A 24,632-nucleotide genomic window follows, 5' to 3' on the forward strand; every position below is an offset into this window, starting at 1 on the left:
TTTCCAAAGTTGGGTTGACTAAATATCTTGCAGCATTCTCAATTATCCCAACCCGACTAAAAACAATTGTCAGCCAACAGATTCTACTTTGACACGGGGAAAAATCGCATAATATGGCAAATACAACATTAACTAATATTGCTGCTGAATTGACAGAGGTAGCTGCTAAACTACGCGATCGCACTGTCAAAGTGAAAAGTGGCTCTCTAGGAATCGGTTCCGGTGTAATTTGGCAATCTGACGGACTAATTATCACCAATGCTCATGTAGCAACCAGCAACCGTGCAACTGTGGAATTAGCAGATGGAAGAGTATTTGATGCGGTACGTACACAATTTGATCCGCAACAGGATTTAGCAGCCCTGAAAATTGTCGCCACTGATTTAACTGCTGCAAGCATTGGCAATTCGGAAGCGCTACGAGTAGGTGAATTAGTTTTGGCGGTGGGTAATCCCTTTGCTGAGAGTGGTGCTGTCACAACTGGAATTATCTATGCAAATAATTCGCGGGCTGTTATGGCTGATTTGCAACTATATCCTGGAAATTCTGGGGGGCCGCTTGCCGACTGTCTCGGTCGAGTCGTAGGAATTAACACTATGATTGTTAATGGTTTAGCTGTGGCAGTTCCCAGCAACACCGTTGAGCGTTTTTTACAGAGAAATAATCGTCCGCAATTGGGAGTCACGCTGCAACCTGTACTTTTAGGTAGGCGTAGCTTGGGTTTATTGGTGTTGTCAATTTTACCTAACAGTGCGGCGGAAACTGCTGGTGTGCAAATCGGCGATGTTTTAATTGGAGTTTCGGGGCGATTATTCACTAACATGAATGATTTAACTAAATATCTCCATGACAGTAAAGGATCTGTGCCGCTACAACTCCTACGGGGTGGGCAGCAATTAGTGATTTATGTTGTAGTGCAGTCTAGTAAAACTGCTGTGGAGGCGACGTGATTCGGGTAATGGTAGTTGCCACTTCTCCTGTTGTGCGGGCAGGATTATCAGCTGTGGTGGCTACCAATCCTCGGCTGACGGTTGTGGGAAGTGCATCGGATTTGGATGTATTAGCAAGGGAAGTTGAGCAATTACAACCAGATGTGGTGTTGGTAGATTTGAGTAGTAATCTTCAACAATCGGTGTGGGAAAAATTGCTGCTTATTCAAGAAAAGCAATATTCATTAGGAACGATCGCCATTATTGAGGAACTCGATAGCATCGACTTAGAGACGGCGTTACGTTCTGGTATCCGAGGAATATTGCCCAGTAGTAGCACAGAGTTAGAAATTGTCGCTGCTGTGGAGGCGATCGCTTTTGGTTTGGTGGTGCTGCACCCGGATGCTATAGAATTACTTTCTATCCGAGAGAAAGTGGTAGCGAATCCTGTACAAACCTTGACACCACGAGAGATAGAAGTTTTAGGTATGCTTGGTTCTGGGTTGGGGAATAAAGCGATCGCTAAACGTTTGCAGATTTCTGAGCATACCGTCAAATTTCATCTCTCATCTATTTTTCAAAAGCTCAGTGTCTCCAGCCGTACTGAGGCTGTTGCTGTGGGTGTGCGACTGGGTTTGATTATGCTGTGATTACAATACTTGTAGGTTGTTAAAGGGAAAAGGAGTGGAAGGCTCGATATATAAGGTTTTTTCCCCTTTAATATGAGTCCCTTTCCCCTAAAACCCGACAAGTATTGTAACCCCACCCCTAAAAAGTTATATCAGGGATTTACGCCTGCCATTCGGTACATGATACGTGGCAATTTTTTTGTAACAAACTTATGTAAAGCTGTAAAAAGAAAATGCCTTGTTAAATAAACAGTATCTATGAACATACGTAAAGTCTCTACTACTCCCTTAAGCGACCAAAAGCCTGGTACTTCTGGGCTGCGGAAATCAGTTAAGGTTTTTCAGCAGCCCCACTACCTGGAAAATTTTATCCAATCCATCTTCGATTCTGTAGGGGACTTGCACTCTCAAACTTTAGTCTTGGGTGGTGATGGTCGTTATTACAATCGCCAAGCTATTCAAATCATTTTGAAAATGGCTGCGGCCAATGGCATTGGGCGGATTAAAGTTGGTCAACGGGGAATTTTGTCTACTCCTGCGACTTCCGCGATTATTCGCAAATATCAGGCTATTGGTGGCATCATCTTGTCTGCTAGCCATAATCCGGGCGGGCCAAATGGTGACTTTGGCGTGAAATATAACATTAGCAATGGTGGCCCAGCACCGGAAAAGGTGACAGAGGCGATCTACGATCGCAGTAAAGTCATTGATAGCTACCAAATTCTGGAAGCACCAGATGTAGATTTAGAAACTTTAGGTGAGTCACATTTGGGAGAGACGGTAGTTGAGGTGATTGACTCCGTACAGGATTATCAAGAGTTAATGGAGTCCCTGTTTGATTTTGAACGGATTCAGCAACTATTGACAAGAGGAAATTTTCGGTTCAGCATTGATGCCTTACATGCCGTAGCTGGCCCTTATGCCCATGCCATTTTTGAGCAACGTTTGGGCGCACCAGTGGGAACTGTGCAAAATGGTACACCCCTCGAAGACTTTGGGGGCGGACATCCTGACCCAAATCTCGTTTATGCTCATGATTTGGTGGATATTTTGTACGGAGAAAATGCACCAGACTTTGGAGCAGCTTTTGATGGAGATGGCGATCGCAATATGATCTTAGGGCGTAAGTTCTTTGTCACCCCTAGCGATAGCCTCGCAGTGTTAGCCGCAAACGCCAAGCTAGTCCCTGGTTATAGTGAAGGTTTAGCCGGAGTAGCGCGATCGATGCCTACTAGCCAAGCAGTAGATCGAGTTGCTGCTCAGATTGGGATTGAATCTTACGAAACACCCACTGGTTGGAAGTTTTTCGGCAATCTCTTAGACGCGGGTAAAGCGACTCTCTGCGGTGAAGAAAGTTTTGGTACCGGTTCTAACCATATCCGCGAAAAAGATGGGCTATGGGCTGTGCTGTTTTGGCTGAATATCCTAGCAGTCCGTCAACAATCTGTTGAGCAGATTGTACGGGAACACTGGCAGACTTATGGACGCAATTATTACTCTCGCCATGACTATGAAGAGATACAGACAGAGCAAGGCAACACTTTAATAGAAAGACTGCGTTCTTTATTGCCAAACCTTAAAGGTAAGCAATTCGGTAACTATCAAGTTGAATACAGTGATGACTTTAGTTATACCGACCCTGTTGATGGCAGCATTAGCGAGCAACAAGGTGTCCGCATTGGTTTTACCGATGGCTCCCGCATTGTAGTGCGACTTTCTGGTACAGGTACTCAAGGTGCAACCCTAAGAGTTTATCTAGAAAGCTACGAGCCAGATCCCGCCAAACATGACCTCGATCCACAGCAAGCACTTGCTTCTTTAATCACTATTGTCCAGGAGATCGCCCAAATCCGCGAACTGACAGGACGGGAACAGCCAACTGTGATTACCTAATACTTTGCTCTGGCTAGTTTTGAGGTTTGTAGTAAGGACTAAAGTTCTTACTACGAACTTGCTTACCATTCCCATTAATTGGTGAAGCCCCTTGTAGAAACGGCGATTTATCGCGTCTCAAAACTCAAAATTTTTGCCAGTAGTCCTTAACCCAAGCGTATTGTATATCCTACTCTTTAGATAAGGGATTGTACCACTGATCCTTTGGCAAGAGCAGTTTATCTGACTCAGGTGGGCCCCATGTATTTGGCTCATACTCGTAAATCGGTGTGACGTTATCGAGAATTGGCTGGACAATCCGCCATTCCTCTTCTACGGTATCTTCGCGTACAAACAAGGTGGGATCGCCCCGCATGGCATCACCCAATAGACGTTCGTATGGTTCCATCTCGTCGCCACCTCCGTAAAAGGCCAGGAGTTCAACCGCAGAGCCGCTCATATCTTCTCCAGGGATTTTAGTGCGAGCGCCCAATCCCACAATTACCTCTGGATCTAGTAAAAAACGAACATAATTAGCGTTTTCTTTTCTTCCTTCTTGGAACACATCTAAAGGTGGACACTTTAGCTTGACCATCACCTCAGTAGTTTTAACAGGCAATTTCTTCCCAGCCCGGATGTAGATGGGAACTCCTGACCACCGCCACGTATTAATAAATAACCGCACGGCAACAAAAGTTTCTACTTGAGAATCAGGAGAAACACCTTCTTCGTTGCGGTAATCAGAAAATTGACCGCGAATAATATCATCGGGTTGCAGTGAAGGTATAGCTTTGAGAATACGTTCTTTTTCATCCCGGATGGAATCGGCCGCCGTACTAGCGGGAGCATCCATACACACTGAAGCCAATACTTGCAGCATGTGGTTTTCCACCACATCCCGAATTGCACCAGTTTCTTCATAGAAGCGCCCCCTTCCTTGAATGCCAAAATCCTCTGCCATCACAATCTGGATGCTTTCAACATAGTTGCGATTCCAGATAGGTTCAAGAAAAGAGTTGCCAAACCGAAAATAGAGTAAATTCAGCAGTGGTTCCTTGCCCAGGTAATGGTCGATGCGATAGATGGATGATTCGGGAAAAACTGATGCCAGAATTTGATTTAACTCACGTGCTGATTTCAAATCCCGTCCAAATGGTTTTTCAATTACCACCCGCGCATTTTTAGCACAGCCTGATTCACCCAATCCTGACACTACTTGTGTAAACAGGCTCGGTGGAATTGCCAAATAGTAAAGGGGGTGAGTGGCATCACCAAGGGCTTGACGTAATTTTTCGTAAGTTTCTGGTTTGTTGTAATCACCAGCAACATACTGGAGTAGTCCAGAAAGTTTCTCAAATGCGGCTTGATCTATACCACCATTATGTTCTAGGCTATCACGTGCCCTTTCCCTAAGTTGATCCGTCGTCCAAGATCGTCCGGCAACCCCAATTACTGGGACATTAAGATTGCCCCGCCGTACCATTGCCTGAAGGCTGGGGAAGATTTTCTTGTAGGCCAAGTCACCTGTTGCCCCAAAAAATACTAGTGCGTCTGAATCAGGAGTTCCCATGACTAACCTCTCTAAGAATTAGCTTTTTCATGATGTCCGCCAAACTGATAGCGCATGGCTGACAAAAGTTTATCGGCAAAGTCTGTTTCCCCACGCGAGCAAAAAGCGCTGCACTTAACACCGGAGTTGGTACAGATTCGTCAATTGCTGCGATCGCACTCCAGCGCCCTTAGCCAGAATCTGATAGACTACCAAACTCTTCTAAATTGGGGCTTTCTAATAAGGCGATCGCTGTCAAATCCAATAGCCAGGAAGCAATTACACTACCCTGTCGCCAGACTTCGGCAATATCTCCCAGTTCGCGGTCAACTTTCGTCGTCGCAGGTTTAAATCGCCCACTACAAAAGTTGTGACTTCTGAATTATGGCTTGTGGATTCTTTTTCAATTGGTATCAGAAAGCGCGACACTGATCAGAATTATACTCAGGGACTCCCGAAAAATAAATCATACCAATTTGGGATTTTACAGGACTAACGCAAACAATAGCCGAAATCCTGATTTGGAGGTAGGAGCGATGTAAAGAAAAATGAACTAGGCTAACTACATTTTCTGCAATCTTAAAACTCTGTACCAATCACCCGATCTATATATCATTTGAACAAATCCAAATCTGTCACAGCACCGATACTGCTAGAAGATACCAGTTTGGCATATTTCGCCAACACGCCTTTAGTGTAACGTGGTGCAGGAGGTTGCCAATTAGCACGACGACTAGCTAATTCTGATTCAGATATATTCAACTGCAATAAACGAGCCGATGCATCAATCGTAATACTATCGCCTTCTTCGACAAACGCGATCGCACCACCAACTGCTGCTTCTGGAGCCACATGACCAACCACCATGCCATAAGTACCACCAGAAAAGCGCCCATCGGTATATTAATCCCACCGCATCACCCAAGCCAGCACCGATGTAATTTTAGCGACAGCCCCTTCCGTTGCCAGATTACCTCTGAGGATGGCTAAGTGTCCTTGAGGATACATGGGGTTATTCCAAGTCCGAATCACATCTTGGTTGGCGGATGGTTCTTCGGGGATGTCTGCTAATATCTCTGCAATGGTTTGACCGCTAATGGTCAGACTATCACCGTGTAATAAATCATGCACAAGTAGCATCTTCATGACTTGGGGAATGCCGCCAGCTTTGTGCAAATCTGTAGCTACATATTTTCCACTTGGTTTTAAATCGCACAAAACGGGAACACGGGCGCGGATTGTTTCAAAATCATCCAGGGTTAACTCTACATTAGCGGCGCGAGCGATCGCTAAAAAATGCAATACTGTATTGGTCGAACCACCCACCGCCATAATCACAGAGATAGCAATTAGCAACCTTTGTGGGGAGATTAGTCAGGATAAAGATTTCTGAGTCTCCATCACGGTTAGTTTCATCTAAAATTATTTTTACACGCCGAATATTTGATAAATAGCCCTTATCATCGCTGACTTTAACAGTTTGTTCAAAAACTTTTCCTCCTTCTACTGAACCAATATGGCGAAATTCTGAGGCATCATACCAAGAAAAGAATTGATGCTCTCGGATGATGAAATAGTCCTTTCTCGCTACGATACCACTCAAAAAGCTCAAAGTGCACTGAGTTTTTGCACTTTTCTCAAATAACTCGTCAAGTTTCTGAGAACATAAAATTGTTTCCAGAAGTCCGCGAACCATGACCGAAACCGGACTTTCTTCTACAAAACGCTCAAAAACTTGACCTATAATCATTCTTGCTATTCCCCGTTGACCAACTTTATTTTTTCAACTAACTATAATTTGGGGAAAATTACAAGACCTTGAAAGGGCTGATCCTAAAGATATCAAAACATTCTTGATACAATACTTCTCTATGTCCAATGAATCTCTTTGGAACGAAAAGCTCTATCCCAATCGTTAGCAATCACCTCCATTATATTAATCATGCCTTCATAGCCAAAATATGGCTTATCAACATAAGTTTCTCTGTTAGTGGGGCTAAATACATCAAAAGCAATTTTGATTCCTAGTTCCTCTGCCATGTATTTTTCCCATGCCGAGCCAATCACAGCATCAACATCAAACTCTTCTAAAGTCTGTTTTACCTGATAGCCATCTGCCGAAAATATTACGCGGGAAGTAAGACCGAGGCTGTGCAATTCTCGCTCCAAAATTGAACGAGAATCAGGCATCGCCGAGCGAAATAATAAGACTTCTGGAATCATCTCCAATTCTTCAAAGAGCATTCTGACCAGTCCAATGCCAAGCGTCCCATCCGCAGAGATGGCAATTCTACAGTTACGATATCGGGGAATAATCATCAATGCTCGTTTGCGAAGTGTATCTACGACCATTTCTTCGCCTTGTTTAATTAGCGGTTCGACTTTTTCTTCGATCTTAAAATGTGCCGCTAATGCCTTCAACCATCGAGTAGTGTTATTTACACCTACTGGTAAAGGTATATCATCAAGAATGAGGGGGATATTGTGAGTCTCTTGCATTTTCCGAGCAAACTTATACCCAACATCATGACTGAGAACAATATTAGCTGTTGCCTCACCAGCTAGCTCCAGTTCTTCAAATGAGGTATTATGAGAAAAGACAGTCTGTACCCTAATCCTCAAGGATTTTAAAATCTGCGTTACCCATTGCAAATCAGCCCACCAAGTAGGATTAAGATTTGCCTGTGGCGCAATGATATTTACAATCCTCGGCTTTCTGCCTCTTCTCTTAGTCTGCCTTTTTTTGATAAAAGGAATTAAAGCCTCCAAACCCATCTCCAAGCCATCATAAGCATTGCCCCGAAACCCACCAGCAAGTAAAGGAACGAGTTTAGCTTTGATATCTGGCTGAAGCTGGTTGCACAATCCCGCAATATCTTCACCAATAATGTCTGCCGCGCAAGTACCAACGACAAACATCACCTTAGAATCAAAAGATTGATCCGCCTCTTTAATCATCCCTTTGAGTTTATCAGACGCTCCCATCACAATGTCTGACTCAAAAAGACGAGTACAACCTACTTTCCGCTTGGTGAAATCAACCTCATGAGCATCATACCCAGCTGCAACAGTAGACGCGCAACCTTGTGGAGACTGAATCACAATACTGACATCTTTAATGCCAGCAACCGTAGTTGCAATACCTTCAAGGGCACAGCCAACTACTGGGTCTTTGCTATGGTTACAATTGTCAAAAGTTGTTTCAGCAGACATTTTTTCCTCCTGTTTTTCTAAGGCTTGACTATGGTAAATGCGTTTCACGCAGCCTGTAGCGACTTCTGGCTTGACGTTTTCGTGTTTTGTGCAGCCTGCAAGAGCTTCCGCCTTCCCTGCAAGAGCTTCTGTGTTGACGTTTCCGTGTTTCGCGCAGCCTGCAAGAGCTTCCGCTTTCCCTGCAAGAACTTCTGTGTTGACGTTTCCGTGTTTCGCGTAGTCTGCAAGAGCTTCCGCTTTCCCTGCAAGAACTTCTGTGTTGACGTTTCCGTGTTTCGCGCAGCCTGCAAGAGCTTCCGCTTTCCCTGCAAGAACTTCTGTGTTGACGTTTCCGTGTTTCGCGCAACTTGCAAGAGCTGAAGGGGTGACATTTTTAGCTTAAGTCTTGCCAATATCAGCGCTAGTAAGTTGGGTTTCGTTTCTCAATTCAACAAAATCTCAGAAATGTTGGGTTTCATTTTGTTCTATCCAACCTACAATTTTCTTGTAATCAAAAATTGGTATTACTCGTTAAAACATTTGCCCCGCTTCTTTCCTGCATATACAGTACAATCAGGCATGTCTTGAGCTAATTTTCCAGTCAATGATTGAGTAGATGCTAACCCGGAATTTTTAGGGAATACCATTTGCTTGGTCAAAGCACTCCGAGGTCTAAAGCCATATTGAAGTGCTGTTTTAATACACCTTGCGACCTTTAAGGCTCCGCGATAGCCAAATCTGGGACGATTTAAGATAGCATTTAAATCGACTACGGGAATATGGGGGAAACTCAAGGAAGAACCAAAATAAACTACCGATTCTGCATCAAGACCACCAATGAAATCCAGTAATTCATCTTCCGTTTGTTTCATCGACTCGTACTTACCAAAAGCCAGCGTTCCCTTCGTAATCAGGATTTCTGGGTCTAACCCTGTTTCCAACAAATAATCTACACTGGTTTCTCGTGCTTCTGTACTCCAGGGATGGAAGTTATAGATTACTACACGCATCCCAAAATCACGATCCAACATGTGAGCAAGGGATAAGCACTTGATAGCATCATGTCCTTCGATAATCGCTAACTTCCCTTCTATATAACCCTTAGCTGCTTCAAATTCAGTCTTGATTGCGGCATATTCCTTTTCCATTAGGGCAGCCGCCTGTTCTTCCATCCCTAAATATTTTGCCGCCCCTTCGAGCCATTTTTCTGTAGCGCTGATTCCATAGGGGAGGATTGTAGAATTTAACGGCGTACCAAACTTGTCTGACATGGCTTTGCCGATGGTATAGCCAAGATCCAAACATAAGGTACAGTTGACTGCTGCACTCGGTGCTTGCTTGAGTTCTTCTAGTGTACAATCACCTGCGATGACGCTGTGAACTCTTGCCCCCATTGCTTCTATTAATCGCACCAGTTCTTTGACATCGGTTTCAACTTCCGTCCTTTCAGGGCCCATCTTCGCGCCCACAATATTGACAGCATCAGCTAGTTGTGCTTTCCGCTCTGGAGTTGGCGGCTCCATAAAGTCTACAATTTGCCGAAATACGATATCAAATCCACTGCGATACTCCCCGGCGAATCCTTCACAATGTATCGTCATGATCTCAGCATCGATTTCGCTGCGGGCTTTATTCACTACGTCATCAACACAGTCGCCAATAATACCAGACGCACAACTAGTAGCAACAACGATCGCATCAGGATGGTATTTTTCATCTACTTCTCGAATCGCACCTTTTAATTCTTTTTCCCCTCCAAAAATTACCGCCTTCTCACTCATGTTTGTAGTCACCACGGGTTCATAAGGTGAACCACTATTGCGGCTATTAGTCAGCTTGTATGCCCGCTTAACTCCATAAGCACAGCCACTCGGCCCATGAGAAATGACGATCGCATTTTTAATCCCACTTAAAATCTTTGTTGCAGTCCAAAATTTACAGGGACGGGTATGACTACCTTGTAAAGTGGTCTTAATCTTACCTTCTTTTGCCAAGCGATAAAGTTCGCTCAAGTTTCCGTAAAATACGACATTCTGATCTATCATCATAGTTCTCCAAATATTTCATCTTTTTTAAACGCAGAGGGTCGCTGAGGTTGGCGCAAAGGAACGCAAAGTTTTGAATAGAGGCTCAAACTCTGTGTTCCTCTGCGTTTTACTCTGCGTTCCTACCCTGCGGGAAGGCGAAGCACCTATGCGTTGAAAATTCAATCTACCAGACGTTTAAGATCCACTCGCGATCGTGCTTGTTCTCCATATCTGCAAACATGGCGTTGGCGATGTTATCTGCTAGCCATTCTGCTCCTTTGTAGCCAATCACAGGATATTTCCACAGACCTGCACGGTCAAAGCTAGGAAATCCTACCCGAACCATCGGAATTTTGTTGTCGATAGAAATATACCGACCCTTGGAATGACCTAGAATCAAGTCAATTTCGAGGGATTTATCTGTAATGCGGCGCTCTAATTCCCAGAGGTCTGCATTCCAGATAACTTCGATATCACAAGCTGCTTGCTTCTCCAACTCGGCAATTCTTGGGTCTTTGGTACAGGCTTTGTTGTCGTCTCCCAACAACATTAGCACTGGTTCTAACTCAACTTCTAAGCAGAACTCTGCTAGACCAATTACTAGATCGGGATCTCCGTAAATAGCTACCTTCTTGTTGGCGAAGAACATGTGTGCGAGGTCTGCGATCGCATCAATAGCTTTACCACGTTCTATGACTAAAGATTCTGGTATTGGTTTACCAGTCAGTTTGCTGATATTTTGCAGCCAGATGTCGGTATTTTTGATCCCAATTGGTGTTGGGCCAAGAATTGCGGGAACTTTGAACTTCTCTTCTAAAAATTCGGCTGCACTACCGCCTTCATATTTACATAAGGCAATAGTTCCCAACGCATTGGCAGAATCAGCGATTTCTTCGATGGTGGTATTCCCAAAGGCAAAACTTGTCTTATCGGGCATGGTGGGCGCATCGAAGGTTTCTGTATCCAGTAAAATGTTTCCTGGAACGTCCATCTCTTTTAAGATGCGTTTAACTTCAGTGACATCTCCAGGGTTAAGCCACCCAGTAATGATGTTCAACTTGCCAGTTGGTTCGCCTTTTTTTGCTAGGCTAGAAATAATTGCGTGTACGCCGACATTATAGCCTGTTACCTGGCTACCTTTGTAACTGGGGGTATGTACAGGAACAAGAATAACCTTGCGATCGGGATAGTCTTTCTTTAACTGGGCGTTGAGCTTGTTAATGGTTCCTTCGATATCATCCCCAATTGTCTCAGTTGAACAAGTCGTAATAATTGGGATAATCCGTAAATCGGGATATCGCGCTACTAAGGTCTTTACGCCTTCCTCAATGCGTGGCTGTCCTCCAAGAACAGCACTATTTTCATGGAGTGAAGAAGAAGCAATGTCGAAATTTTCCTTCAAATGCTGGGCAAACAGGAGACGAACGAACATACTACATCCTTGTCCTCCATGCACCAGGGGAATACAATCTTTGATTCCGATGGAAGCGTATTCAGCCCCAGCAGGCTGACAGGTAAATATAGGATTGATGATTCCCTTGCGTTCTTTCTGTTTTACGACTAAAGACATTCTCTTGACTCCTATGTGGTAAAAAATTGCGTGATTTTGTTTGGCGTTGCTGAACGAAGAGATGAAGTGTCTTTTCGAGCTTAAGAAAGTAGAGCGGTATCTGTGGCAAGCTAAAGCTGCATCCAACCAAGAAGCAAACTACTCATAGCATCGATTACAGAACAAAAGTAGAATTGAATTTCGTGAAAATCTTGAAAGCTAGATGAGATGCTTCTGTAGTCAGATACCAAGCTTCTTAGGAATGCTTTTGGTGTAGCCCATCGCAGCGTTAGCTTGCTGTAGGCATTGCTCTCTACTCTGCAAGTCTCTACTCTGTAAGAAAATTTCTGCACAAACACTAACAGGATGACTTGACTCTAATTCATGCTCCAATTCAACAACGCCGTTCGTTTGTAGGACTTACGCAAAAACTCTCTCAAACTTTCTTCCCCCGTGGCCTCTGCGTCCTCTGTGGTTTGTTTTCCTTACCTTTGCGTAAGTCCTAGTTTGGTTGAATTACCGATCTAATTGCTTTAATAAAGCGAATAATGCAATTCACCATTCTTCGACTTGGTTATTACAATATCGACCAGCATTCCCTTAACAGCTTCCAGTACTGCCTTCTTTTGCGAGTTCTCCATGCTATTTAACCATGCAAACCTAATTTCCAGGTCAGCCGAAAGGATCTTCGCATCTGCATAAAAACCCCTGTCAATCAAGGTTTCCAGAACTACCTTTTCTCCAGTCAAGATTTGGGCGGTCTTATTGAGAACACCATTGATGTTTTCTTCCCGATCCCATGCACGCGAGTGAAACTGCCACAAACAACGTTCTTGAATTAATTTTGTGACTTCCGCAGCTCGTTCTTGAATGTATGATGCGATTTCCTTAGCTTGTAATTGAACCTGTGGTGCAACTTCCTTAGTTTGCGGTTGAACCTGTGGTGCAACTTCCTTAGCTACTTGTGGCGCAACTTCCTTAGCTTGCGGTTGAACCTGTGGTGCAACTTCCTTAGCTGGCTGTTTAACCTGTGAAGTGGCTTCCTTAACTTGCTGTTGAACTAAAGAAACGACTTGCTCAGATAGCTCTTTGGTTGCTTTACCGTTGCCATTACCATTGGTACTTGGCAGATTTTGCTGACCACGGATGTCATCCTTAGCCAACTTCATCAAAGGGGAGTAAATGGCATTGTACATATCGCGCGCCATATTCACCGCACCTTCAAAACCCATATAAGGGCCATTGTGGTAGCCATGACCATTCACATAAGGCAAATGCAACTTCTTCACCAAAGCACCCACCCGTGGTCCAGTCAACACCAAATCAGGCTTGACCATCTCCAGCACCTCGAAGAACTCAAGTTCATTGCCATCATCAATATAGATAGTCCCTTCTTCACCTCTGGCAATTACCTTTTCAAAATCCTCTTGGTGTCCAAACTTGGACGACATCGCCACCACTTTCATTCCCAAATCGTCTTCTAAGGCTTTAGTCCAGTGCCACAAACGTGGGCCACCAGTCCAAATACAGACCTTTTTCCCAGTCAAGCGCTCCTTATACCAAGCTAACTTCGATTCATATTTAGCCACCTCTTCAGCAATCACCGCTTCGGCTCTATCCTCAATCCCAAAGAAAGCCCCGATTTTGCGTAACCCTTCCTTAGCATAGTCAAAACCCCAAGTATCCACATCAATCCGGGGAATGCCATATTTTTCTTTAACTCATTGGCAATATATCCAGCAGAACGGGCACAGTTGGTCACATTCAACTGCGCTCTGTGCATCCCACGCAATGAGTCATAAGTCCCATTACCAGTAAAATGGGCAATAATTTGCACGCCCATTTTTTCCATATACTTTTCAAGGACAAAAGTATCTCCTTGAATGTTGTAGTCACCAATCACATTAATCGTGTATGGGCTGGTAATTTCTGGCTCATAAGTTCCTACCTTGTCCGTCATCCACCCCATGTTAAATACGTGGTGTCCTTTGGATTGACTCACCCCAGCAAAACCGGGACACTCGACGGTGAAGATATCGACATCACCGAGTTCTTTTTCGACTTCTTTAACTACAGGCTTAATATCATCGCCAATCAAAGCAGTAGAGCAGGTGGTGTACACCATCATCCGCTTGATGTCAGGAAATTCTGCAAAGGCTTCCAGCATCGCTTTTTTCAGCAGCTTTTCACCACCGAAGACAACGTGCTGTTCCTTCATGTCCGATGACCAGACATATTTGAGTTGGAAGTTGCCATTGTCGCTGGGATAGCGTTTGGTGTGCCATGTGTCATAAGCACAGCCTACAGGCCCATGTATCAACTGAATAGTGTCTTTGAGAACACCACCAATTACTAGCTTTGCACCACAATAACTGCATCCGCGTTCAGATAATGAGCCGGGAATGGTTTCGACGTGGGCGCTAGGGAGAAACTGGGTTGTATCTTCTCCTTTCTCTTTAATATATATGTGCTTCTCCCGTTCGGGGATAGTTTCGTCGCACTTAAACAACTTCATTGGCATGGCTGATTGCTCCAGTTGCAATTGATCAGAAGACAGACTCTTCTAATATGTAATTTTTGTCAGAAACTTGTTGGAGTTCCTTGATTTCAAAATCCTATCAACCTTTCTAATTAATAATAGTAAAGCTGATAACAATAACGCAAATTAATATTGCAAAATAGAAATAAAGCCAGTTTATAATAGACAGTTCTGTCTAGATTTAAAGCAGCCTTAATCCTTTTATATATAAGACTTTTAGTAAAGAAAATAGACAGACTATTCTAACTGGAAGTGAAGAGACAAATGATTTACTTTATGTCCTCAATATAGATATCTCTCCAAAGAGAAATCGACGATATTTTCTTAACTTTCAACAACAGAATAACGCAATTATCGGCTTTGAGGCTCTTTCGCTGATGACTAATTGTAACCACGAATACTCTTTGTAAATTAATTGATCAGCGCAAGTAAATTGGCCAGATGTATGATATTCTTTATTTATAGGGAATCTAAACCACTTCACGCACCAAGGATCTCCAAGCACTTGCGCTGTAGTGATGAAGCCAAATCCCATAAGTTAACCAATTGTTTGATGAACTGATGGTCTTGCTCCACAAGTTTCTGGAGGATTGTGGAAGTACTTGATCGGTAGCAGTTCTGAAGTTCGGGGGGACTTTGGTCTGCTTGCAGTTCATCAATCACTTTTGGGATAAACCTTTTATTATTTACAGATAGTTTTTTCTTAAATCCTTAGAAAGAATAGAACGAGCAATCGATAACAGCCCTAAATCATTCATGAAAAATTAGATCCCCGACTTCTTTGAGAAGTCAGGGATCTGGACACCGCAAATTTTCATAAATCACATAGAATTGCTATTGATAAAACACTCCGATCTTTACAATAAATCAAAAAATGTTTAAGAGATTTTTCTAATTTACATTTTTTTCTCTTTACACCATCACTTCGAAAAGCTAATCAAATTTCAGGTTTTAACTATTGTGAAATTGAGAAGATTTTTGTCATTGTTATTTATCAAGCATTGAAAAATTAAACATTATTAAAGGATGCGATCTAAATGACTAAACTGAAAACAATTCGTAAATCTGTTCGCGATCGCATCCTAACTACAGCATCAGGCTTGTTTTATCGAGAGGGAATTCGCAATGTCGGTATTGACAAAATCGTTGCGGAATCTGGCGTTGCTAAAATGTCGCTCTACAATCATTTCAAGTCAAAAGACGCATTGATTGAAGCGTGGTTGCGACAACAAGATGAACAATGGTGTGAATGGCTGAAAACCACCATTGAGCAACGAGCTTCTAACCCATCCCAACAACTACTGGCAATATTTGATGCCCTGCGGGAATGGTTTGAGGGCCCAGATTTCCGAGGTTGTGCATTCATTAATGCTTCAGTGGAACTAGCCAATGCTGACCATCCTGGACATCGAGTAGCATTGGAGCATCAACAATCGATTTACCAGTACATCAAGGGTCTAGCTCAAGCCGCAGAAGTTTCATCACCGGAACAGTTAGCCAGACAATTGCTTCTGTTGGTACAAGGCGCGATCGTAGTTGCGATGATGGAAGGAAGTTGGTCAACCGCTTCACAGGCGAAAAAAGTCGCGGCAACGCTAATCCAGACTGCATCAAAATCCAGCGTTACCGAAACAGTGCTGAGTGCTAGCAAATCATTGACCTGACCTTTAGCTTTGCGGGGTTAAAATATGATTGTGTATCTCTTAAAAAACTCATTGACGTTAACCCTTAACCTTACACCGGAATTAGAGCAATATCTCTTCCAGGAAGCCAAGCAGCAAGGCCTTTCTGTTGAGGCTGTGACACTGCAACTTTTGACAAGCTCCATTGTGCTAAGGCAAAAACAGGGTGAAGCGGTTAATCTGCTACAGTCCTGGATTGATGATGAGAATGTTGAGGAACAGCAAGAAACAGGTCAATACTTAATTCGTGCATTGGATGAGGATCGGCTCTCTAAACGTAAGCTGTTCCCGCTTGAGACGAAGGGTGTAACTTGGTGAGCCGAGTCATAGTGTTGGATGCAGAACCACTTGGTCTAATCACCAATCCAAAGCTGTCGCCTGAAAGTGCCGCTTGCACCCAATGGCTCCAAACTCACCTCACATTGGGGAGCCGCGTTCTCATTCCAGAAATTGCGGACTATGAGGTTCGTCGTGAGTTGTTACGAGCAAACAAGATAAAAGGCATTGCTCGGCTAGACGATTTAGGCAAGTTCATTGAATATTTGCCGATTAGAACGGTTGCAATGCGCCAAGCTGCAAAACTCTGGGCACAAGCTCGTCAGCAAGGGCAACCGACAGCAAGTGACAAAACGATTGATGGTGACATGATTTTGGTGGCGCAAGCCATGACTCTTGAAGTTCCCGACATTGTGATTGCGACAACGAATGTGGGGCATCTGTCCAGGTTTATTGCAGCCGAGTTGTGGTAAAATATTGCTTCAGGTTGATTGCCACCTAACTTCACTTCAATACTCCCGGTTCGCCCATTTTTTCGGGAGTTAGAAGAAAGGCTACTCAGGAGTAAAAGATTGACCACCAAGTTGAGTGTAAATAGTAGTTGGGAACCCAAGTAAAACAAGAATACGTTGCTGTAAGGGTGAAAGGGCAGTCAAATGAGCATAAACTTCGTTTTTAACCTCAATTAAGAACAGGGTAATCTCCTTAAATGCAGCAAGAAGTATCTCAGCAGTAGGACGTGCAGTTTCTCGTTTAGGATTACCAATATAAAGTCCAGTTAGCTTTTCCTTATTTTGCTCCAAATTCCGACGAACCTGAAACTCTAAAAGGGTCAAAACACGCTTTTCCATTTGAAAGTAGGCGAATTAATCCTGTAATATGCTCTTCACGCTGCAAATAAATTTGTACAAAGTTACCTCCAAGTTCTGACTCAAATGAGTACCAGTCGCTATCGCTATCAAGATAACCTAATAGGGCTTCTAGAGGAGCATCCGTCAAGTCAAGTTCACCTAACTCTTCTCCAAAAAAAGTTTTCAATGTTTCTAACCGCTTAGAAGCCCAGCCTTGGACGTGATTTAAACGGTGATCTGCTTGCGATAATATGTGTGCTAACCAGATTACTGCTACACTTCCCAGACTTAGACCTTGCCAATTTCCGTGTCTGGGAAAATGTTTATCGATTAGCGATTGTACGCCCATACCCTCTATTTGAGTTAGAAGTATAGGTATATCATCGACTCGTTCGTTTGTGATTATGGGTTCAGTAGCCATAAGTGCGAACATATGCCTAATCGAGTCTTTTTGGGAATATGTCCTTCGGTATACTTTTGACTATCTACTTTTCCTAAGGAGTTAAAAAATGGGCGAACCGGGAGTCATTAGTAAACTATGACAAAATTTGTGAGAGCATGACAGATGTGCAATCAGTTTTCTTACTTTCATACCGACAAACGACTCTGAATTGCAAATCTGAGCTTCAGAGAATCCTGGATGCGATCGCCTTCATACCCTTTGAGCAATGCCAGCCTTTGAGCCGCGAATTTGCCAACATTTCTGCTCGTCCTGGTATCTATGCAATCAGACACAAAACTGATAGGTTGCTTTATAGAACCCATTTGACACCTAAGAAGGTGCTGCAAGCCTTTTAATCATTAGTCTGATGAAGCAGAGATTGAGTTTGGCAGTGGCACCAACCTTTCTTCCGTTCAAATTTCAAAATGAGAATTGCTACTATCACTTCTCACGGGGTGCTTATTCACAGTCGCTTGATAAGCGTAAAGCTTTCTCTCTCACCTTCTCATGATGGTTGCCATAATCTTAAAAAAGCCGAATACTCCATTTAAAACACCTGCTGTTTTTACTCCACCCATCATCGCTCCCATAATGCCGAGTGAAAGTGTATCGGCTCCACTCAGGTATAGATTTTTAATTGGTGTTCTAGCCCCGATCCAGGATTGATCCAGACGTTCAGGAATACAGGGAATGCCGAAGATAGCACCGCGATCGCTAGCATCAAAGTGTTCCACCGTCAGTGGAGTCGAGAGTTCGGCATACTCAATCAAATCCTGAAAGCCAGGGTAGTGGCACTCCACTAACTGAATCAGGGATTGGGTAATTTGGGCTTTCAGCTCAGTGTAGTCCGCGCCTCGCCGTCGCCAGGATTGTTCCCGCCACTGCGAAAAGAAATCATAGTCAACGTGGGCAATAATTTCTGCCGTATGCCCCTCAGATGATGGATCTTTGAGCGATGGAAATGAGAGATAGCAGAATTTAGCGACAGGGATGGGTGGATCTTGGGCAATTGCGTCGTGGTTATAGGTCGTGTAAATCCAATGGTTCTCACCCTGAAACCCCAGTTGCTGTGGACTCTCTTTTAACCCTAAATATACCGTTACCATACTGCTACTTTTTGGAAACGCTTGAATTTTCTGGCGCTCTGCTAGTGGGTAGTTGGGTGGAATCAGCTTCACATAAGTATTGAAGGCTCCGGCATCAGACACCACAATAGGTGCAAAGTACGTTTCTAGGTCTGCCTTGGTATGTGCTGTATCTTGGGCTTTCACTCCCACTGCTACCCCTGATTCCAACAAGATTTCTGTGACTCGGCGTTGGGTGATGACGACACCACCCTCCTGTTCAATCACGGGAATAATGGCTTGCGCGATCGCTTTTGCCCCACCCACAGGATACCAGCCGCCCTTAAAATAATGGGTAACAATCGCACCATGAATGCCAAAGCAACTTTGGGATGGCGGTAAGCCATAATCTGCCCACTGGGAAGCCAGTAATGCTTTGAGTTGGGCATCTTGAAAATGTCTGTTCAAATAATGCTGGGTCGTTTGTCTAGCAATAGCCCCAAAATGACGAACAAACCGCCTGAGTAGAGGATGCAGCAATACCGGAAATAGCTCCAACATTGAATGCGCCCCAAACCAAAATGCCGCTTTCTGGACATCCTTAAAGTACCGCCGAATAGCTGTCTGCTCGCGAGGAAAGCGCTGGATTAGATCAGACTCAAAGCGATTGGGGTCAGAATAAACCTCAAAGGTGAAGTCCGGGTAGACAAATTTTTCAAACAGATCGGGCATCTTGTGCCAATTCAAATTGCCATTGGTGAGATAGTCAAACACAGCTTTGCCAGTGCCTCCATCTCCCATATTTCCAACATAGTGCAGCCCCACATCCCAACTAAATTTTCTCTTGCGCTCAAAGGTATGGGTGAATCCCCCAGGGGTGAAATGCTGTTCTAACACTAAAACGCTTTTGTGGTAAAGCTTAGATAGGAGCGCGGCAACCGTCAACCCACCAATTCCAGAGCCAATCACAATTGCATCAAACCTCTGCTGTCGAGTTGTTGTTACCATAGTTCCTCTCACAAAGAATGTAGATGTTGTCGCTTTGACACTAGCCACGCATAAATCCGGATATAAGAATAGATTTGAAAGCTTGAATCCTAGCAAAATCGTTAATCGATGATGCACTCAGAGAATTCGTTAATCCGTATTATACTGTGATCGCTGGGCGTGCCAACCATCGTTGTGAGTACTGCCAAGCTCCTAAAGTCGTTTTTCATTTTCCGTTTGAGGTGGAGGATATTATTCCAAATCAGCGATCGCAGTCGGCGAAATTTCAACTTTGTATGTCATATTTTGTTCGCAGCTGCTCGAATGCTTCGTCTAGGGGGATACTTAAACCAAGCCCAAATTCCTCAAGACTTTTGCGAATTCCTGCGCTTGTCTCTAACAGTTCTAGCCTGTCTAGCAATTCCTGATAGCTTTGGGCATCTTGAACAACTACAGACGCTTTCCCGTTAACAGTAAGGATAATAGGTTCTTTTGTTCCCCTAAGCTTTTCCAAAAAGGCTTTAGTACCCCGTTGAAATTCTGACAGTGGGTAAATGTTACGAAGGCTGAGAGTCATATTTTCATAAAATTAACAGATAATTTCATGTTAATTATTTGCGGCTATGTTATCAATCGCAACTAACCATTACAGCGATCGCTGAAATAACAAATGGGGAGCATCTCACTTTTTAAAGTGGCTCAAACTGACAATAATCCATTGAGGTAAGCACAGCGATGGGCTAGGACTTGAGGCACATTTTCTCGTTTCCATTGTGCCCCGGAAATTTTTGTTCGACGGTCAACCTGTTTAACGGCAGATTCAACTGAACCTGAACCAATTGAACAAATTTCTTCAGCTTGATAATATTCGTAGTTGATAATGCGATTGCGATGCTTATCAAGATAACGGCAAAAGTTTTGTACTTGTTTGCCTTTACAATCTGTAAATAAGGCAATAGTAGCCTCAACTTGGCCTTTCCATAGTAGATTTTGTGCTTGTTTCAAGCGTTTTTGTGAACCCCCAACTTTGTGGAGGTTTTCTATTAAATGGAACCAATCAAGTATTTCTCGACGTTGTGCATCAGGTGCTAATTGGTCAATTATATTCCAAATGCCGTCATGTCCATCACCAATACAAGTGAGTGGGCTAGCCAGTGGTTGGTCATTAACCCAATCAATCACAATCTGATTATTCTGAAATGAAGTTCCCAAGATTCCGAGATGATGTAAGCTAATTGCTTTATAGCCAAGCCATGCACATATTTGACCTTTAGGAGTTCGGACACGGATGTTTCCACCATCGACGCTTAATTCTTCAATTGTCTGTTCTGGTGTTGGCAACTCAAAATTCTGGCGATGCACTAATCTCTGTTGACTGCTGTGAGAAACCTCTATGCCCGTAAAATACTTGATGTCTGATGCCGCATCTTCATAGCTGACATTCGCACTTACCCTCAAACAACAAGTTTCTAGATATGGACTCAGTTGAGTACTTGGTGCGACTTCTAATTCAATGGCTTGTTTGCTCGTTATTGCTAACTCTCCAAGAATGCTTTTGAGCCGTCGTTGGTATCCTGCGGTTGTCCCTGTAATCGTTTCGATAAAAAAACCCCTACTTCTGGCATAACATGCTTCTGCATTTGACTCCGCACTGCTTCTTCAATTGCTGCAAGATTTGTGAGCTTTTCTTTTGACGTATCTTCATACAATATTTTAGCAATCGCCTGAATATGTTTTTGAAGAGCTTGCTTTTGTTCTGGGGTCATCGGTAAGTAAATACACTCGTCTTACCTATCCTGACTGATTTTCGTCTTCTTTGCAAAAAACTGGGATGCTCCCTAACAAATGGAGTCGCTGAAATAACAAATGCGACCGATGATATAGCACAATACGGTTTAGGTAAGCCCTTTTTTCTCCCCCTGCTTATCTCAATCGATAAATTTCCTTAACTGAACCGTATTGGGTTATCGGAGGGTCATTAACGCCATTTTTTCTAAACAAAATGTGCATCTTTAGGATTGAATGCTAGTTTAATTAGCTCATGGGGATATACATTGCCAAATATATGATTCCGAGGCACCCTGGCGATTAAAGTTTGTTCTCCCACCTTAACCCAAATACTACAAATACCAATACCATTTAAAACCCGTTCTACTAGCCCTTCAATAATTACCGAACACAGTTTGTGTCGCATTGAAGAACTTGCATCGTAAAGATTGAAAGTATCGCCAGATAAACAACATGTAGTAATTGGCTTGGTGATTTCCCCAGGATATAAAAACTCTATCCCGTTTGCAAGTTTGATAAAATTTCCACGGCTACTCCGTTCTACATGGCACGGAATAATATTATCTATCCCTACCAGTCTGGCAAGCTGCTCGTTAGCTGGTCGGCGGATGATAGTTTCCAAGTTATCATCCTGGACAATACAACCGTCAAATAAAGCGATCGCGCGATCGGCAAAATGCAGTATATCTGTAAAATTATGACTGACTAATATAACTGCCGATCCCCTCGCTTGCGCCCATTGTCTAATTTTCTCAATCATCTGGGGACGTATTCCCACATCTAAAGAGGCAGAAGGCTCATCCAAAAGCAGCAATTCGGAATCAGCAACTAAACCACAGGCAATACAAACTCGTTTCGCTTCACCACCAGACAGAGAACGAGCTGACTGATTTGCTAAGTATTCACAGCCAAAAGTTGCAAGTGCGGTATGTACCCTTTGCTTAATCTTGTGTGTTGGTGTGCCGCGAAACTTTAATACCTTGGCAACATTATTAAAAACAGTGTCATCCAGTAGTAAGGTTTCCTGAAAGACCAAAGCCGAACGACGACGCAACAATGTTTTATTGGTATTATGGACATCCTGGCCAAATAATTGCATCTCACCACGGTAAGGTTGCAAGAGATTGATTGTTCTTAACAAAGTGCTTTTACCAGTGCCATTGGGGCCAATCACAGCAACTAGTTCCCCTGGACGGACTGTAAAATTGTTAATTGACAGGATATTCTTACGTGTTTTGCTATCGACGCTCACCTGTCGCATATTCAGGACATATTCGTTAGTACTCATAGAATTTTCTTGTCATGCTGTAGGATAGTCAGCAACACGATTACGGTGTATGTGATGATGAGGAGGATGTATGCGATCGCCATAGCCACATCGTAATTTCCTTTCCCTACTTCCAAAACGATCGCTGTAGTCAGGACTCTTGTCTGCCCCTTAATATTGCCGCCCACCATCATGGATGCACCAACTTCCGAGATGACGCGACCAAAACCAGCCATGATTGCAGCCATTAACCCTAACCGTGCTTCCTTGATTAGCAACCAGTTGACTTGCCACTGTGTCGCCCCCATTGATAACAGTCGCCAGCGTAGTTTCGGATTAATACTGATAATTGCCGCAAAACTGAAGCCAGCAACAATTGGAAAAGCAATGATGGTTTGGGCGACGATCATAGCTATAGGTGTATAAATTAAATCCAGATTTCCCAATGGGCCAGATCGCCACAAAAACATACTGATGAATAAACCGACTACGACGGGTGGTAATCCCATACCGAAGTTAATCAAACTAGTCAGAGTTTGCTTGCCGATGAAATCCACTAATGCTAGCCACAGTCCTAATGGTAGTCCCAGTAAAACGCTAATGGCTGTAGCTGTTCCAGATACAAACAATGTCATCGTCATGACTTGGAAAACGTCACTATCGCCACTGCTTAATAGCTCAAAAGCTTTGAAAGCTCCTTCGATGATTGTATTCACAAATACAAATCTCTTAAAAAATTGGGAAAGAATACTCAAATATGCAGTAAAGCAACTCTTAACGAGCTGATACTCAAGTTTCTTTAAAAGCCATAATCTTTTTCCGTTTTACCGGCATCAACATAAAATAGCGGTTGTTTGAACTCTTTTTTCCCGTGGGCTGCAATTATTGTCTGTCCTTCAGGAGATAAGACAAAATTAATAAACGCTTTAGCTCCTGCACTATTGACTCTGGGGTACTTCTTAGAATTTACCTCCATCACATGGTAAAGATTTAACAGTTTCTTATCTCCTTGCACCAGTACAGGCAAAGACAGATTTTTCTGCTGAAATATATAGGTTGCTCGATCTGCTAAGGTATATCCCAGTTTTTGATTAGCAATTTGCAAAGTTTCCCCCATCCCTGAACCTGTTTGCTGATACCAAGCGCCAGATGGTGTGATGTTTGCCTGTTTCCATAAATCTTTTTCTAGTTTGTTAGTACCTGAGTCATCACCCCGCGATACAAACAATGCTTGATTTTTGGCAATCAGACTGAATGCTTCCACAGCATTCTTTTTCCCTCTAATCTTTGCTTTGTCTGCATCTGGCCCGACAATCACAAAGTCATTGTGCATTACCAAGTGGCGATTAATCACCGCACCACCCTCCAAAACTTTGCGTTCGGCTTTCGGTGAATTGACGAATAGCGCGTCAACTTCACCTTTTTCAGCCAGAGCCAAAGCCTGTCCGGTGCCGACTGCAACCTTTTTCAGCCTATATCCTGTTTTCTTTTCAATCGCCGGAACTAAATCATCTAGCAGCCCACTATCCTCAATACTGGTTGTCATCGCCACAATGACATTTCTACTTCCTGAAGACTGTCCAAAAGTTGGCTCTTGGTTGAATATACTACCAAAGCTGATGCAAAGAATCGCCACGAGAATTACCAAATACCCATGACGCAAAGCTCGATGATTGATCATTGCACTCTCCTAGCAATCTGTACGCCAATATTCTTTACTATGGCAAGCAAAGCTTACATTGAGGAGTATAGGCAAGATTGATTAGGAAAGCAACTATATTTATGTTGTTTTCCAGACAATTTTGATGATGAGAAGATTCCTGACAAGATGCTGACATCTTAGTTTTTACCCAGCATGGCATTTCTTTAGAAGAACTTGACAGAAGTCCTGGTATAGCTTTAGATTGCTTTGTTTCAGTCATTGTGATGTAGTTTAGAGATATTTGATCGCGTAATACCTCACCTCAAACTCTCTGCGTTCCTCTGCCT

General features: G+C 43.3%; 23 protein-coding genes and 2 pseudogenes. 8 read left to right on the plus strand and 17 right to left on the minus strand.

The window, feature by feature from the left end:
• Positions 1 to 113: 113 nt before the first annotated feature.
• From FBB35_RS12095 to FBB35_RS12105, 3 genes are all read left to right on the plus strand, one after another.
• Positions 114 to 950, plus strand: coding sequence for a S1C family serine protease (locus FBB35_RS12095; protein ID WP_174709829.1), 837 nt, complete (start codon positions 114 to 116; stop codon positions 948 to 950).
• On the plus strand, positions 947 to 1,579 hold the full coding sequence (locus tag FBB35_RS12100) for a response regulator transcription factor (protein ID WP_174709830.1): 633 nt from the start codon (positions 947 to 949) through the stop codon (positions 1,577 to 1,579). The genes FBB35_RS12095 and FBB35_RS12100 overlap by 4 nt, the downstream gene beginning before the upstream one ends.
• 237 nt (positions 1,580 to 1,816) lie before the next feature.
• The gene (locus FBB35_RS12105; protein ID WP_174709831.1) at positions 1,817 to 3,451 is read left to right on the plus strand and encodes an alpha-D-glucose phosphate-specific phosphoglucomutase; all 1,635 of its coding nucleotides are present in this window, start codon (positions 1,817 to 1,819) and stop codon (positions 3,449 to 3,451) included.
• A 169-nt stretch (positions 3,452 to 3,620) separates the two neighbouring features.
• Here FBB35_RS12105 and zwf read toward each other — a convergent pair whose 3' ends face one another.
• The gene (gene zwf, locus FBB35_RS12110) at positions 3,621 to 5,000 is read right to left on the minus strand and encodes a glucose-6-phosphate dehydrogenase (protein ID WP_174709832.1); all 1,380 of its coding nucleotides are present in this window, start codon (positions 4,998 to 5,000) and stop codon (positions 3,621 to 3,623) included.
• 54 nt (positions 5,001 to 5,054) lie between these two features.
• On the opposite strand from zwf, the gene FBB35_RS12115 reads away from it, so the two are divergent.
• Positions 5,055 to 5,330, plus strand: a complete 276-nt coding sequence (locus tag FBB35_RS12115) for a hypothetical protein (protein WP_174709833.1) — start codon at positions 5,055 to 5,057, stop codon at positions 5,328 to 5,330.
• Between the two features lie 261 nt (positions 5,331 to 5,591).
• Here the strand turns inward: FBB35_RS12115 and FBB35_RS12120 are convergent.
• The 7 genes and pseudogenes from FBB35_RS12120 to vnfD all read right to left on the minus strand — a co-directional run.
• Positions 5,592 to 6,326: pseudogene (locus tag FBB35_RS12120) on the minus strand (dihydroxy-acid dehydratase); the annotation flags it as partial.
• A complete protein-coding gene (locus tag FBB35_RS12125; protein WP_174709834.1) occupies positions 6,250 to 6,729 on the minus strand; it encodes a hypothetical protein in 480 nt (159 codons plus the stop codon). The gene FBB35_RS12125 and the pseudogene FBB35_RS12120, both read right to left, overlap by 77 nt.
• A gap of 119 nt (positions 6,730 to 6,848) precedes the next feature.
• Entirely contained in the window at positions 6,849 to 8,192 is a 1,344-nt protein-coding gene (locus FBB35_RS12130; protein ID WP_174709835.1) for a nitrogenase component 1, read from the minus strand.
• A 503-nt stretch (positions 8,193 to 8,695) separates the two neighbouring features.
• Positions 8,696 to 10,219: a nitrogenase component 1 gene (locus FBB35_RS12135; protein WP_174709836.1), complete on the minus strand. Its 1,524-nt coding sequence runs from the start codon at positions 10,217 to 10,219 to the stop codon at positions 8,696 to 8,698.
• Positions 10,220 to 10,382: 163 nt separating this feature from the next.
• Positions 10,383 to 11,768 (minus strand): V-containing nitrogenase subunit beta, encoded by a 1,386-nt coding sequence (gene vnfK, locus FBB35_RS12140; protein ID WP_174709837.1) that lies wholly within the window; start codon positions 11,766 to 11,768, stop codon positions 10,383 to 10,385.
• A 512-nt stretch (positions 11,769 to 12,280) separates the two neighbouring features.
• Positions 12,281 to 12,979 carry a V-containing nitrogenase subunit delta gene (vnfG, locus tag FBB35_RS35755; protein ID WP_368041844.1) on the minus strand — a complete coding sequence of 233 codons (699 nt, stop codon included), beginning with the start codon at positions 12,977 to 12,979 and terminating at the stop codon, positions 12,281 to 12,283.
• A 9-nt stretch (positions 12,980 to 12,988) separates the two neighbouring features.
• A pseudogene (vnfD, locus tag FBB35_RS34615) lies at positions 12,989 to 14,268 on the minus strand (nitrogenase vanadium-iron protein, alpha chain); the annotation flags it as partial.
• 1,055 nt (positions 14,269 to 15,323) lie between these two features.
• Between vnfD and FBB35_RS12155 the strand changes: the two are divergent.
• The 3 genes from FBB35_RS12155 to FBB35_RS12165 are packed head-to-tail and all read left to right on the plus strand — an operon-like array spanning position 15,324 to position 16,717.
• Complete coding sequence (locus tag FBB35_RS12155; RefSeq protein ID WP_174709838.1) at positions 15,324 to 15,950, plus strand: TetR/AcrR family transcriptional regulator; 627 nt, start codon at positions 15,324 to 15,326, stop codon at positions 15,948 to 15,950.
• Positions 15,951 to 16,001: 51 nt separating this feature from the next.
• Positions 16,002 to 16,286: a hypothetical protein gene (locus tag FBB35_RS12160; protein WP_174709839.1), complete on the plus strand. Its 285-nt coding sequence runs from the start codon at positions 16,002 to 16,004 to the stop codon at positions 16,284 to 16,286.
• Complete coding sequence (locus tag FBB35_RS12165; RefSeq protein ID WP_174709840.1) at positions 16,283 to 16,717, plus strand: nuclease; 435 nt, start codon at positions 16,283 to 16,285, stop codon at positions 16,715 to 16,717. Before FBB35_RS12160 ends, FBB35_RS12165 begins: the two co-directional genes overlap by 4 nt.
• An 81-nt stretch (positions 16,718 to 16,798) precedes the next feature.
• Here FBB35_RS12165 and FBB35_RS34620 read toward each other — a convergent pair whose 3' ends face one another.
• Both FBB35_RS34620 and FBB35_RS12170 read right to left on the minus strand, forming a co-directional pair.
• Complete coding sequence (locus tag FBB35_RS34620) at positions 16,799 to 17,047, minus strand: hypothetical protein (protein ID WP_254625924.1); 249 nt, start codon at positions 17,045 to 17,047, stop codon at positions 16,799 to 16,801.
• On the minus strand, positions 17,034 to 17,516 hold the full coding sequence (locus FBB35_RS12170) for a hypothetical protein (RefSeq protein WP_254625923.1): 483 nt from the start codon (positions 17,514 to 17,516) through the stop codon (positions 17,034 to 17,036). Before FBB35_RS12170 ends, FBB35_RS34620 begins: the two co-directional genes overlap by 14 nt.
• Before the next feature lie 137 nt (positions 17,517 to 17,653).
• Here FBB35_RS12170 and FBB35_RS12175 point away from each other — a divergent pair, with 137 nt between their 5' ends.
• Complete coding sequence (locus tag FBB35_RS12175) at positions 17,654 to 17,893, plus strand: hypothetical protein (protein WP_174709841.1); 240 nt, start codon at positions 17,654 to 17,656, stop codon at positions 17,891 to 17,893.
• A 141-nt stretch (positions 17,894 to 18,034) separates the two neighbouring features.
• Here FBB35_RS12175 and FBB35_RS12180 read toward each other — a convergent pair whose 3' ends face one another.
• From FBB35_RS12180 to FBB35_RS12210, 7 genes are all read right to left on the minus strand, one after another.
• Entirely contained in the window at positions 18,035 to 19,609 is a 1,575-nt protein-coding gene (locus FBB35_RS12180; RefSeq protein ID WP_174709842.1) for an NAD(P)/FAD-dependent oxidoreductase, read from the minus strand.
• Positions 19,610 to 19,710: 101 nt separating this feature from the next.
• Complete coding sequence (locus FBB35_RS12185; RefSeq protein WP_174709843.1) at positions 19,711 to 19,878, minus strand: hypothetical protein; 168 nt, start codon at positions 19,876 to 19,878, stop codon at positions 19,711 to 19,713.
• Positions 19,875 to 20,165 (minus strand): type II toxin-antitoxin system Phd/YefM family antitoxin, encoded by a 291-nt coding sequence (locus FBB35_RS12190; RefSeq protein ID WP_174709844.1) that lies wholly within the window; start codon positions 20,163 to 20,165, stop codon positions 19,875 to 19,877. The genes FBB35_RS12185 and FBB35_RS12190 overlap by 4 nt, the downstream gene beginning before the upstream one ends.
• Before the next feature lie 122 nt (positions 20,166 to 20,287).
• Positions 20,288 to 21,354 (minus strand): ISKra4 family transposase gene (locus FBB35_RS12195; protein WP_174708235.1). Its coding sequence is split into 2 segments (ribosomal slippage): positions 20,288 to 21,198 and positions 21,198 to 21,354, totalling 1,068 coding nucleotides; the frame shifts between segments, so codons are not numbered across the junction.
• Between the two features lie 227 nt (positions 21,355 to 21,581).
• The gene (locus tag FBB35_RS12200) at positions 21,582 to 22,664 is read right to left on the minus strand and encodes an energy-coupling factor ABC transporter ATP-binding protein (protein WP_174709845.1); all 1,083 of its coding nucleotides are present in this window, start codon (positions 22,662 to 22,664) and stop codon (positions 21,582 to 21,584) included.
• Positions 22,661 to 23,359, minus strand: coding sequence for an ABC transporter permease (locus FBB35_RS12205; protein ID WP_174709846.1), 699 nt, complete (start codon positions 23,357 to 23,359; stop codon positions 22,661 to 22,663). Before FBB35_RS12205 ends, FBB35_RS12200 begins: the two co-directional genes overlap by 4 nt.
• An 83-nt stretch (positions 23,360 to 23,442) precedes the next feature.
• Positions 23,443 to 24,324, minus strand: coding sequence for a substrate-binding domain-containing protein (locus FBB35_RS12210; protein WP_254625928.1), 882 nt, complete (start codon positions 24,322 to 24,324; stop codon positions 23,443 to 23,445).
• Between the last annotated feature and the right edge of the window lie 308 nt (positions 24,325 to 24,632).

The sequence above is a fragment of the Nostoc sp. TCL240-02 genome (assembly GCF_013343235.1).
Taxonomy (GTDB): domain Bacteria; phylum Cyanobacteriota; class Cyanobacteriia; order Cyanobacteriales; family Nostocaceae; genus Nostoc.

Bases quoted from the DNA above. Each gene is read 5' to 3' on its own strand.
- FBB35_RS12095 (WP_174709829.1), top strand. From the start codon at position 114: ATGGCAAATACAACATTAACTAATATTGCTGCTGAATTGACAGAGGTA.
- FBB35_RS12105 (WP_174709831.1), top strand. From the start codon at position 1,817: ATGAACATACGTAAAGTCTCTACTACTCCCTTAAGCGACCAAAAGCCT.
- zwf (WP_174709832.1), bottom strand. From the start codon at position 5,000: ATGGGAACTCCTGATTCAGACGCACTAGTATTTTTTGGGGCAACAGGT.
- FBB35_RS12115 (WP_174709833.1), top strand. From the start codon at position 5,055: ATGGCTGACAAAAGTTTATCGGCAAAGTCTGTTTCCCCACGCGAGCAA.
- FBB35_RS12125 (WP_174709834.1), bottom strand. From the start codon at position 6,729: ATGATTATAGGTCAAGTTTTTGAGCGTTTTGTAGAAGAAAGTCCGGTT.
- FBB35_RS12130 (WP_174709835.1), bottom strand. From the start codon at position 8,192: ATGTCTGCTGAAACAACTTTTGACAATTGTAACCATAGCAAAGACCCA.
- FBB35_RS12135 (WP_174709836.1), bottom strand. From the start codon at position 10,219: ATGATGATAGATCAGAATGTCGTATTTTACGGAAACTTGAGCGAACTT.
- vnfK (WP_174709837.1), bottom strand. From the start codon at position 11,768: ATGTCTTTAGTCGTAAAACAGAAAGAACGCAAGGGAATCATCAATCCT.
- vnfG (WP_368041844.1), bottom strand. From the start codon at position 12,979: ATGGGTTTTGAAGGTGCGGTGAATATGGCGCGCGATATGTACAATGCC.
- FBB35_RS12155 (WP_174709838.1), top strand. From the start codon at position 15,324: ATGACTAAACTGAAAACAATTCGTAAATCTGTTCGCGATCGCATCCTA.
- FBB35_RS12170 (WP_254625923.1), bottom strand. From the start codon at position 17,516: ATGGCTACTGAACCCATAATCACAAACGAACGAGTCGATGATATACCT.
- FBB35_RS12175 (WP_174709841.1), top strand. From the start codon at position 17,654: ATGACAGATGTGCAATCAGTTTTCTTACTTTCATACCGACAAACGACT.
- FBB35_RS12180 (WP_174709842.1), bottom strand. From the start codon at position 19,609: ATGGTAACAACAACTCGACAGCAGAGGTTTGATGCAATTGTGATTGGC.
- FBB35_RS12190 (WP_174709844.1), bottom strand. From the start codon at position 20,165: ATGACTCTCAGCCTTCGTAACATTTACCCACTGTCAGAATTTCAACGG.
- FBB35_RS12200 (WP_174709845.1), bottom strand. From the start codon at position 22,664: ATGAGTACTAACGAATATGTCCTGAATATGCGACAGGTGAGCGTCGAT.
- FBB35_RS12210 (WP_254625928.1), bottom strand. From the start codon at position 24,324: ATGATCAATCATCGAGCTTTGCGTCATGGGTATTTGGTAATTCTCGTG.